This is a genomic window from Vibrio sp. 10N.286.48.C11, from assembly GCF_041469805.1.
Lineage (GTDB): Bacteria > Pseudomonadota > Gammaproteobacteria > Enterobacterales > Vibrionaceae > Vibrio > Vibrio crassostreae_C.
This window is the reverse complement of sequence record NZ_JBFRLK010000020.1, coordinates 143,017-154,548: the sequence shown is the minus strand read 5'-3', so window position 1 is coordinate 154,548 and position 11,532 is coordinate 143,017. Positions and strand designations below refer to the sequence as shown.

Below are 11,532 nucleotides of genomic sequence, written 5' to 3'. Positions count from 1 at the left end.
CCTCCTACTCGATTTAGTCAACTGACATCATTGGTAGGCTATTTACAATGCTGAACATTTTGTCTTTATCAATAGAGAACAGACCGTATTCAGGCGCTGATTGGTAGACTTGGCCTGGTACTTGACCTGGTTCACGGCTCCATTTCATACCGATGTAAAATTCTCCAAAATCACGACCGATATAACGGAAGCGAGTTTTGTAATCCGACATTTCACCCGTTTCTTGTGCTTGTAGTAGTGGGTTGTTTAAATCATCTGCCACTAGAGTCCACTCTCCAGGAGTATGGAAACCTTCTGGCATAACAGAGTCATAGTCATAAGTTGTTTGGTCATAGCTGTACTGGCCAAAACTGTATGTTAGCTGCGTGCTATCATCTTCACCTTCGCTTTCTACCATCAAATCAAATTCAACGATACCTTCGTTTACTTTATTCTCAACAGGCTGAATATGAGCGAATGGCATGTTTGTTGAGTCTAACCAGAACAGTTCATCAGTACCGATCTTTACAAGAATTTGATATTGGGTTTCGCCATTTACTTCCGTTTTCTTTTGGTAAAGCATTTCGTAGCGACTTTCGCCGTCATCTAGCTTTCCATCGCTCAGACTTACAGGCCAGCAATCTTTCTCTTGAGAATCTAAGTATCCAGTTGCATCATCAAGTTCGGACAGCATCTCTATGATTTCACTACCGTCGTTAAGACCTAATCCACTATTTCTGAAGCTATAGCCTATGTTAGCTTCATAAGGCGAATTGTCACCATTCGTTGCGCCCCAGCAGAATTTCAAACCACCAGTTGAGTCGTTCTTCATCAAACTAGCGTAAGCTATTTCACCGTCATTTGGAGCAAAGCTACCCATCTTCCACTCTTGGTTATTGAAGTGTGCTTTCGTAAATCCCAGCTCTGGTGCTGGTGGATCAACTTCATCAGTTGGTTGTACATTTGGTAATGCAAAGGTAACCATTTCAGATTCAATATCATTCTCGTCACCACCAGAGAAGTTTATACCTTTAGCGACGTAAAGCATGACACCGTTGGTTTCCGCTGTAGGTGTACCTTCCAGTGTTACCAAACCACTCGCGTCAATCTTGATAGAAACACCAGGAATTGGGTTACGTGCTGGTTCATTGTCGTGAGACGCATAGTTTGCGTAATATTCAACGTCACCAGAAACATTTGAGGTAAATAACTCGCTAATATCGAGTTGCTCAGAGAATGCTTCACCAGCTTTAAGCGACCAGTTGTTAGAGATCGTCTTTTGAAGTTCGGCTTCAACAGCCTCGTCGACAGCGATATCGCCGACCTCAATGATTGGTAAATCAAAAACTGCTGGCTCTGAAACCATAAATGTCGCAGCGTGTCCGTCATCGGCTGTGATGTTGAACTGCTTGATATCTTCTATTGGCGTTTCCGGGTGGCCTGAGATAATTAGTTTGCCTGATTTGGCGTCGTACTTTGATGTTAGTCCTTTTACCACAGAGCTAATGTTGGAGTCATAAGTTAGAGCATCGCCCTCACGGTCTGTAAATAGGCCGGTAACAGATAGCTCTGCTGAGAAAGCTTCACCCTGCTTCATTGTCCAGTTGTCAGTAATCTCGCGCTGTATTTCTGATTGTGCTTCGGGCTCTAGTTTTGGCGCAGTATTTACCAATGAAACATCGAATGAGAATGTAGTACTTAACTCACTCAGTACTTTTGAGTCAGCAGTGGCACGATCAACTGCTGTCAGAGTAACAATGTAGCTGCTTAATGTAGGAACAAAGCTATCTTTTGCTGAGATAGTTAATGTCTCGCCTTCTAGCGTTACCGTAATTTCTTGCTTACCATTCACTTCAGCACGAGCGATAGCGATGTTTTGATATTTATCTTCAGAACTGTACTTATCTTGGAATAAGTTTTCAGGAACAGTGATCGTCTGTGTAAACCCTTGACCTTCAACTACCTCTAGCTTTGCAAATTCTGATTCGAGATCAGCTTGCGCAGTAGGGTCTACCAGTAACTTGTAGTTAGTCACAGCGGTTTCTGGTTGGCTTGGATCGATAACAGGCTTCTCGTTAACAAGTTCCTCAGAACCCATGTTCTCTTCTGTTACGATCTCTTTAGACTTTTCTGCTGCGGTCTCGGTAATGCTATTTACATTATTTTCGTAGGCTGCAGGATCTTGTGCTTTGGATTCAGTAAGAATTTGTGCAGTTTTGTGCAACTGTGCGCTTTCAAGATCATCTTTTGAAGTTGCTACAAAGTCTGAAAATAGATCGATAGGTTCTTCAATCGTTCCGCCTAAATTTTCGTTTACAGATGTCGTAGCATCTTCGAATGAGCTATCGTTTTTCTGCATTTCAATAGCAACAAGGTCGGTAATTGGAGAGATAACTAATGCAGTTTTATCGGTACCTTCAGGCGTGCGGAATACAACGCTGTTAGCCATTGGTTGGCCTTCATGGTCCATGTCTGTGGTGTAAACATCCATAAAATCAGAATAGCTATCCGCTTTAGAGCTCAACGCCGAAAGCTCTTCAGCAAGCGCTTTAGTCATATCGCCTGGACGAAGTGTTTTTATGGCTAGTTTTCCATCAATTTCAGTATCTACTGGAAGTGTGATTTTGCCATCTTGGTCTGTTAAGCCAAAGATAGTATCTGTGCCAACCTCTAAAACGCCAGATTGACCGATATCGTCAAATACAACTGCATTTTTAAAGTAGCCATCGAAGCCAGTAATCACAATACCGCCTGGAGTTGCACCATCTGACGAGCCACCGTCTGAACCGCCACAACCTGATAACGCAATAGCCACTGACGCTGCTAGTAAACTAACCTTCTTCATTCTTTTCATCCTTACCGAGTGAAATCTATTATTTTTTGAGGTGATATAAAACTGGCTAGTTTTTACAGCTTGTATGAATGGGGTGCAAGATACGGGAATGAATGGAAAATCCGTACATATTTTCATAAAAAATATTTTGTGGAATGAAGTATTGTTGGGGCTTATTTATAGTGGTTGTTTTATTTTTCTGGAAAATAAAAACCCCGCAAAAGCGGGATTTTTATTTTAAGCGTCAGTTCTTTATTTGTTCCAAGCGTCGTGGATGCGTTTGATCGCTTCCTCTTGATTTGATGTGATAAAGAAAAAGCCGTTGTCATCATGGCCGTAACTATACTGTGCATCTTTGTTATGGTCACCAACACCGATAGTTAGTTCACCAAAGTCGCGGTAAGTAAAGTAGCGACGAGTTACAACACAGTTACAGTCGTCGTTGTCTTCAACTAGACCTAGGTATGGATTGATCAACGTTTTATCGTAATCATCAACATTCTCACCAACAAGCCAATTATCTGACCAGCTTTCACCTGGTTCGGTGATTGATGTTGCAGTGTACGTGCCTTCTATAAGGTCTTCAGCATTCTTACCTGTCATTGAGTAAGTAAACTTATCAAGTAAAGGGTAAAGGCCGTTATATCCACCGTCATCATCAACAAGTAGGTACTCATCAAGAGTTGCTCCCACTGTCATGTTGTTTTGGCTTGGGTAAGAGAACGAGTTGTAGTTAACACCATCTTCTACTTCTGTTGAGTCCATCCAAAACAGCTCTTTATGACCAGTAGACTCTTCAATTAGCATTACAATCTGATAATCACCATCTTTCGTGATATTTTGGTAGAGCATTGTTGCCGTATCTGTACCTGCATCACTAGGCAAATCGATTGTGCCATTGTTGTTTAATGTGACTGCGAAACAGTCGTCATCTCTGAGTAGATTATCACGACCAAGATCCCAGTAGTTATGCTGCATGTTGTCTAGTGTGCTTAACCAGTCTTGACGACTAAGTGTTGAGAAGTCACTTGAGTCATCTGTTGCAAAACATAGCTCATTCTGGACATTGTTAACACGTAGAGATGCAAATGCTACCTCTGCATCACCATAGTCAAAGCTACCCATTTGCCATACGCCACCTTTATCGAAGTGTGCTTGAGTGAAGCCTAATTCTGGTTGTGGTGGTTCTACAGGAGCACCTTCTAATATTTCAGGTAAAGTAAATGTCACATAAGTTGGTGCGCCATCGTTATCAACACCACCGACATTGAAGGTTTGTCCTGCTGAGTAAGATTTACTCGGTGTTCCCGAAATGGTAACGATTGAACTTGTGTCTTCCGTTGGGGTAATAGTTAACCCATCAACAGTTAGAGCTCCAGAACGATATTTAACGATGTCACCATCGGTATCGTTAAATAAGCCTGATAAATCGATAGTTTGGTTAAAGATTTCACCTTCTTGAAGCTGCCAGCCATTAATTATACTTTGTAGCCTTGTTTGTTCTTCTTCGACGACTTCTGGGGCTAGGTTCTCAGCTAATTTAATGACTTTAAGATTCAGCGGGTATGACAGTGCGCCATGCTCATCTTTTGCGAAGATCTGGTAATTAAAAGTGCCTGCTGTAGTAAGGTCACCTGTCATAGTGCCATCAGTACTACTAATTGTTAGTCCGTTGAGGTCGTTTGCTAGCTCTTTAAGCTCGAACGTTAATGCATCGGCTTCTGCATCTTGGAAGTAAGTAGAAGCATCCAGTTCTACCCATACATCTGAAGGCTCAAGAGTGATGTTCTCTAAAACACCATTTTCAGTGTCAACTGGACGAGAGTTAGGAGCTACCGTGATTGGATTACCATCAGTAGGAATATCAACGATTGGAGAGAAGTCATCAATCTCTTGTGGAGAGTCTTCAATAATTGTTTGAGCTTCACCTGCAACAGCGTTGGTTAATTCGAGCTGCTTTTCTACAGGCAAATCAGAGTGATCGACAAGTGTTTCACCAATAGCATTCAAAGCTTTTGCTTCTTCAGTACTATCAGTAATGTAGTCACCAAAAATAAGATCTTCAGAGACAGTTAAACCAGAACCTGTTACCGATGCAACAACTGCTGCTTCGGCTTCTTCTTGAGTTAGAGTGTCATCACTAGCTAGTTGCTCAACAACCATGTTTGTCATTGGGTTGATGATGGTTGAACCTACTGTTGCAGCGAGTTCGAAGTCTTTTGTAACTAGGCCGCGTGTTTTATCGATTGTCTTATCTTTGATTGCTTTAATAAATACAACGCTGCCCTTGTGTTCGTCTGGTAGAGTGAATTGACCATTCTCATCTGTTTCGATAGCGAGCTTGGTATCAGAGCTATCTAATTCGAAGTCTCCATTTTGATCAACCCATACTTCAGCATGTTGTAAGTAACCATCAATAGCGGTAATCACCGCACCACCTGGCGCTGCACCAGCGCTATCACCGTCTGAACCACCACAGCCTGTTAAGGCGAAAGCCACTGACGCTGCTAGTAAACTAACTTTTTTCATGTCATATCCTTTGTAATGAGCTCTAGCTAAGCTCTATTTGTTTCATTTTATGATGCCTTTATTTGCTTGGTGAATGTTTTACTTGTTGCTGATTGTTTTTTCAACACACGTAAAGGTATAAAAAAACCGTAAAATTTATTTGATTTTTATTTGTACGATCACTCTTCTAATTGATTTCCAATTTCAATAGCATGCTGCCCCGAATTAGTTTGATAGATATAAAAATGAAAAAATGGATCGGTTTGAGTCTATTGCCGTTTTCGGTAGTGGCTCAACAAGCACATAATAGTGATAAATATGGCTACTCGTATTTCACGGTTGGCTTGGAAAATGTGACGTATCAAGAGCACTTTGGTGGGTTAAGGTCGGATGTGACAGTGACCAATCCGATACTGAATACTGGCGGTCTGTATTACGTGAATGATGACTTCGATTTTTCTATCGATGCACTGGCCTCTTTCTCTCCACAAAGCTCGAAAGAAGAGTGGGCTAATAATGGCGCATCTATTCAAAAGAACCAGATGGAGTACCTGAAGACGGCAACCAACATTCAGTTGCATTACAAGTTGCAAGATAACTGGCGTGTGATTGGTGGTCCGTCACTGACATATCAAACCTTTACTCGTTATGGTGTGAAAAATCATACGGATGCGGGAAACAAATATTTCTACGGTACGTGGGAGGAAACGTCGACGGATATCTTTATGGATGTTGGTTTAGCCTACGATGACGGTAGTTTGTATCTTAGTGATAAATGGCACATCAGCGGTAAGGCGACCTTTGGTTTGCCAGTTTGGAGTGTGACTTCGAATACGCAATTTGAAAATATTGACTTCTACGACTTCGGTTATCGAGCAGCAGTGGAAGGATCGGTGAGCTATGAAGTGACACCCGGTTTGCACTTAGGTTGGTATGCAATGTTTGGTTATGAGAAGCGGTTTCAGTCGGATACAGAAACAGTGACAACCACATACTGTAAAACTATGGTTGATGGAGTGTGTATAGATTACGTAACAGAACAAAAAAAGGCGACCTTACCTGAAGCCGACACCTATACATTCAGTACCGGCTTACAGGCTCTTTGGAGCTTCTAGGCGTTAGGGTCTAGATATCGAACATTGAGTTTGATCTCTTCAACCTTATGACGCCACTCGAGCTTAGGGCGAAGTATGATGCTAAATACTTCGCCATGCTTGAACTCATCAAATTCTAAAAAGTCGACATCGAAGAAGGAATATTGAAGGTGGCCCAGTGGTCGTCCTTCACACTCGATAGGCTCGAAATTTTCGCCGATGGTTTGACCTATGATATCGCCATATACGCCTTGCCCACCAACAGAGTAGTGATTAAATTTGTCGAGTAAATCTTCGCAAATAACTGTTGTATTGTAAGACTGTATATTTAAGTCACCATCCATCTCATCGGGCCAGTCTGGGTTCGTTAATTGGTAATTACCAATATGCATGCCATACCATCCTAAGTAGTAGTGACCGTCGTTAGCCAAGTACATATAGTTGACTGGTGTCAGTTGTAGCGCCTCTAAGCCTGTAATAGTGTTTATGCGTTGCTCTATTTGAGTTTTAGAGGCAACCGTATAAGTTTCATATTCATTGCCCATTTTTACTTGTGTCACATGAGCGGTGGTGAACGTCGGGTGACTTGGATAGGTTTCCAAGATTTTCCAACGCATATCATGGTCAAATATTGACTGAGTGCTAGAGACAATAAGATCATCACCATCAACATGATAACTCCCCACTTTACGTAGTTGATGTTCGCTAGGGCAGGTGGTTAGAGTGTTGGATGAGGCAAAGAACACTTCGTCATTGATGAACTTAAATGCTTCGCAGTACACCTTTTCATAGTTGTAAGTCTTACCTGCAAACTGGTGGTTTGTCTCAAGGCGGTACCAAGTTTGACCAATCAAAGGGTGTAATCCCTCACCTTCTAGTCCTGATGAGAGCGAAGGCAGTGGAAAGGTGGCAGTTACCCAAGCACCCTTTTCCGAACCGTGATAATCATCTTTGGCTCGCGCAATAAGCTGAGTTGGTGCATTGCCGATTTTTGGTGTGCCTTGTAGGCTCGATGTCCCACCTAAATGAGATACGGAAAACTTAGGATGATCAACAGCAAGCTGTGTTGTCAGTAGGTCATCATCTGGGTCCTCAAACAGCCCTGTAATATCAATTGAGTAGTTGATCGGGGAATTTTCGGTGAATGACCACTGGTTGATTTCATGCCGAATACTTTGCTGCACTGTAAGATTCACATGTGGCTTTTTATTACTGTCAGCTCTATCTCGCTCTTCTTCGACGACTATCGTTTGAGTTTTTTCCTTAAAGGTAACCACGTCGAGTTGCGCCGATTCGAAGGTGTTCGAAGCCGACTTAGATATTAGTGAAACGTCGGCTTTTTCTGAGGTTGAATGACTTTTAATTTTTTCATTTTCCTCATTCAAACTCTGCATTGAAGCACCGTTTACTGGGCTATGAGGTGAAGGTTTATTATTCGAAGAGAACTGTTTTATGCCACTGCTGGTGTGCGACAGGTTAGTTTCTTTTGAGGCTATCCAAGGAGGCAGGAACATGAGAGCCCCACAGCCGGAAATGAGCAGTAAACAGAATCGCTTTTTCATTATTAAACCAGTTTGCTTTGTAGCCAACAACGTGAGAATTTAAGATCCTTCTCGATCAAGCTCGAGCTGCATTTCAGTAGCTCGCTGATCTCGCGATTACGCATGCCCATTAAGTACTTAAGCTTGAGTGCCTGAGACTGGCGAGGGTAGTGGATACTGAAGTTGTCTATGGCTTTATCCATGATCATTAATTGCTCGAACTTATCGTCTTTGCTGTCGCTTAGCATAGTCATCTTTTGGCGCTTTTTTGCCTGAAGGTGGCGAGCATTATCGATTAAAATTTGGCGCATCACTTTTGCAGCCATAAGAAAAAAGTCTTTTTTATTTTCGACCGATTGAAGGTCGGAAGATGAGATCTTTAGGTAAGCGTCATGAATTAAAGCAGTCGTACTGTTCATACTGTCGCTCAGCACTTGATTGTCAGCACCATATTTTTGAGCGCTGCGAGAGCGTTCTTGTTGAGCAATATGTCTTAACTGCAAGTACGCGAATTGATATAGATCGGCTTCGGCACTTTTATCGCCGGATTGCCATTGCTGGATGATCTGTGTGATATCTGGAGTTGCCATTAGCTTTTAGACCTCACTTTACTAAACTCGGAAACGGATAGGGTGCTGATATTATGGGATTTGTCAGGGTTTAGTGAAATTTTTTGTTTGAATCTGTAGAGTATGCCTTGATCCCAATTTTGACCTGCAGGCAAGTATTCCCATGCTGTGAAATGCTGATGTGGTACTGAGTCATACCAGCGGACAGAGACATTCATTTGGGCGAGAGAAGTTGTAGGTTCTGGGTTGGTCAGCCACCACATATCGCCAAATTTTTCTGTAACGTCTTGCGTGTATTGTTGGTGGTTTGTTGAGCAGGCCTCAGTGTCGCTTTGGCCAAGAAAAATGCGTTTATCTTTGATGAGTAGGCACTCATTTATGATGCCGTTTTGTTGATATTGAGTGTGCTGCCAAACACCTTCATAAGGGATGTGATTACCGCGATCATTTGTGTAGGTAAACCAAATCATCTCAGCTTTGTTTGAATGACGGATGTGCTCTTTCTGTCCTAAACCTTGGGTTTTTTCCATCAACAGCTCAGTTTCTGTATCAAAATCTAATGCAACGGTACGGTACTTCCAGTCCCCTTCATCGTTGTAGTCTTCAATTGAGAATCCACTCAAATCGTGGCGTGTGCAGCCTTTTTGAGCACAACTGGTAAAGCCTGTCCAGCCATCGCTGTTGGATAATGGTTCGCGAATGATCTTCTGGGGTGTCTGGTAAGGGCGTAGGTTGCAGCCGTTAAAATAGTCGCCTGTTCCTGGGAACTGAATGAGTTCTGTGTCTGTGATTTGGTAACTAAGCTCTCCAATCGGACCTTTGTATTTTGGATTAGTGTGGTGAGCTAAGTCGTAAAAGCACGCGCGTCCTGCATAGTCTTTCTTGGCAATAATAATGTTATGAAGCACTTTGTCTTTAGGAGAAAAAATGATTTCCTCTGAGGCAAAGTTATCCTTGATGTATTCTTGGCTCTGGTTGAGGTGCTTTGCAGCTTCTTTGACTGAAACAAGGTCAATGCCTAATTCTTGAGCATCTAAATAGCTTAGGTCGAGATTTTTGAGCTTCTTTTGAAACTCTATGTCAGATAAAACTTTACTCGCTAAGATGATTTCATCGCGGTGTTCTGGAGTGTCATCAAGCGATAGAAGTAAACGAGTCATGTTGATGCTGCGGCTTGGGCGAGTTGACGATAGGGTTGGTGTTATTACCTCCTGGCCAGAAAGCGTTGTCAGCAAGTAACCCGAATTATCAGTGCCAATAAAAAAGCTGACGATATCACCTGAATTGTATTGGAATGCCCCTTTATCAGTGGTGCCGGAAAGATTGGAGCTGGTTTCGTAATAAAGCCCTGATACTGGTGAATCAATAAAATACCCAGTAAGAACTTCGCTGCCATTAGCATGGATGTAAAGACTTGTTGACCAGAGAGCTATCAGTGTGAGTAGTATTTTTTTCATAATTAATTGTTGGATTACTTTTCTTTGTTTTTGTTAGTCACAGATTTTTCAGGTGATGGTGTCAGCATCGCCAATAGCATTTTTTGTTTAACGTCTTTGGGTAAATCAGGGTTTGATAAGATCCGTCGTCTAGTTAGCTCAAGCATCGTGCCGACTGACATTTTTGCAGCATCACTGCCTTTGGCATGAAACAATAGGCTCGTCACTTCATACATCATCTCTTCCGCGACGAGTTTTTCTTTGCGTAGTTGTAAATTCTTATTGAATATAGCTGTTGAAAACGTTGCGCCTGACAGTAGCAATAGAATTGTTAGAGCACTCTGTACTGGGCGTCGCTTTAATAGCTTTGATAATGAATAGAGTGGTTGCTTCTCTCTCAAGGAAATGGGGCGACATTCTAAGATACGCACTATGTCTTGGCGCAATTCACTTACGCTGGCATAGCGACGGTAGGGTTCGTGGTTTGTCGCCTTTTCTACAATTAGATTAATATCTAAGTTTGAAGAAGAGTCAAAAATCAGCGCTAGCACTTTACCCAGTGAGTAAATATCACTTTGTTGAGTTAGGAAGTGACCTGCAACCTGCTCTGGGCTGGCATAAGCCTTGCTGTAGGCTGTCAGTATGGAAGCATCTGAGCTTTGGTTGGGTGTGGGTTGTTTGACTTTTTGAGTTAGATTGAAGTCGAGAATCTTAGGTGAACCAAAAGGATCAATTAAGATATTTTCGGGCTTGAGATCAGCATGCAACACTTGTTTTTGATGAGCATGTTCAATTGCCGAACAAATTTCTTTAAATAAATTTAGCCTTTGCTTTTCACTGCAAGAGCGATTCTGCAAATACAGAGAAAGCGTTTCCCCTTCAACTCGCTCCATCACAATATAGACAGACTCTTGGTAGACTCCACCATCAAACACTTTGGCTATACATGGATGGTTTAGGTGTGCGAGTAATTGTGCTTCTTGAAATAGAGCATGCTCACCTAAAATATGTGAAAGAGAGGGCTGTATGAATTTAACGGCTAAGTCTTGCTCAAAGGTTCTATCTGCTCGACTGGCTGCATAGACAATCCCCATACCACCACGACCGAGTTCATGCGATATATAGTATTTATCGACTAAGGTGTCGGTTAGGTTGAGCTCGCTTTCTGTTGCTTGTTGTGCGTGAAAGCCGAGCAGTGATGTGAGCTGCTCTGAGGGGACTTCACTGATGAGAGGAAGTACCTGCTGATATAAGCAGGGTTGTTCTTGCTCTAGTCGTTTTAGGTAGAGACTTTTTTCCGCGTCTGGGATATCCATGAGGCGATAGAAAACCTCAGTGGGGCCACTGCTTCTATTTTGCACAACTGATCTTTTTATATCTCTTATTGTGCATGCATTCTATAAGAGTTTTCGATGTTTTTTCGATGTTTTTATCAATTACATATAAAAAAATAAGCTAAAGAGTCGCATTTTTGAGAGGTAGCATCAAAAATGCGGGTATGTGATCTTCTTTCCAAAGTTTAGCTCTTGATTTTCTCTCAAATATTGACGGTGGAGGGTTGGTTAAAGGTTC

Annotated in this window: 7 protein-coding genes; 1 reads left to right on the top strand and 6 read right to left on the bottom strand. The window is 42.1% G+C overall.

Annotated elements, in window-relative coordinates; genetic code table 11:
* Positions 1–13: 13 nt before the first annotated feature.
* Positions 14–2,824, bottom strand: a complete 2,811-nt coding sequence (locus AB4209_RS07480; protein WP_372055381.1) for a hypothetical protein — start codon at positions 2,822–2,824, stop codon at positions 14–16.
* Between the two features lie 240 nt (positions 2,825–3,064).
* Positions 3,065–5,341, bottom strand: a complete 2,277-nt coding sequence (locus tag AB4209_RS07475) for a hypothetical protein (protein WP_372055379.1) — start codon at positions 5,339–5,341, stop codon at positions 3,065–3,067.
* A gap of 224 nt (positions 5,342–5,565) precedes the next feature.
* Here AB4209_RS07475 and AB4209_RS07470 point away from each other — a divergent pair, with 224 nt between their 5' ends.
* Positions 5,566–6,435 carry a hypothetical protein gene (locus tag AB4209_RS07470; RefSeq protein WP_372055377.1) on the top strand — a complete coding sequence of 290 codons (870 nt, stop codon included), beginning with the start codon at positions 5,566–5,568 and terminating at the stop codon, positions 6,433–6,435.
* Here the strand turns inward: AB4209_RS07470 and AB4209_RS07465 are convergent.
* Genes AB4209_RS07465 through AB4209_RS07450 form a run of 4 tightly spaced genes read right to left on the bottom strand, consistent with a single transcriptional unit; the run spans position 6,432 to position 11,276 of the window.
* Positions 6,432–7,928 carry a hypothetical protein gene (locus AB4209_RS07465; protein WP_372055375.1) on the bottom strand — a complete coding sequence of 499 codons (1,497 nt, stop codon included), beginning with the start codon at positions 7,926–7,928 and terminating at the stop codon, positions 6,432–6,434. The genes AB4209_RS07470 and AB4209_RS07465 overlap by 4 nt on opposite strands.
* A gap of 50 nt (positions 7,929–7,978) precedes the next feature.
* On the bottom strand, positions 7,979–8,545 hold the full coding sequence (locus tag AB4209_RS07460) for an ECF-type sigma factor (protein WP_333007607.1): 567 nt from the start codon (positions 8,543–8,545) through the stop codon (positions 7,979–7,981).
* Positions 8,545–9,981, bottom strand: a complete 1,437-nt coding sequence (locus AB4209_RS07455) for a chromosome partitioning protein ParA (protein WP_372055373.1) — start codon at positions 9,979–9,981, stop codon at positions 8,545–8,547. Before AB4209_RS07455 ends, AB4209_RS07460 begins: the two co-directional genes overlap by 1 nt.
* 14 nt (positions 9,982–9,995) lie before the next feature.
* On the bottom strand, positions 9,996–11,276 hold the full coding sequence (locus AB4209_RS07450) for a serine/threonine protein kinase (protein ID WP_372055389.1): 1,281 nt from the start codon (positions 11,274–11,276) through the stop codon (positions 9,996–9,998).
* Between the last annotated feature and the right edge of the window lie 256 nt (positions 11,277–11,532).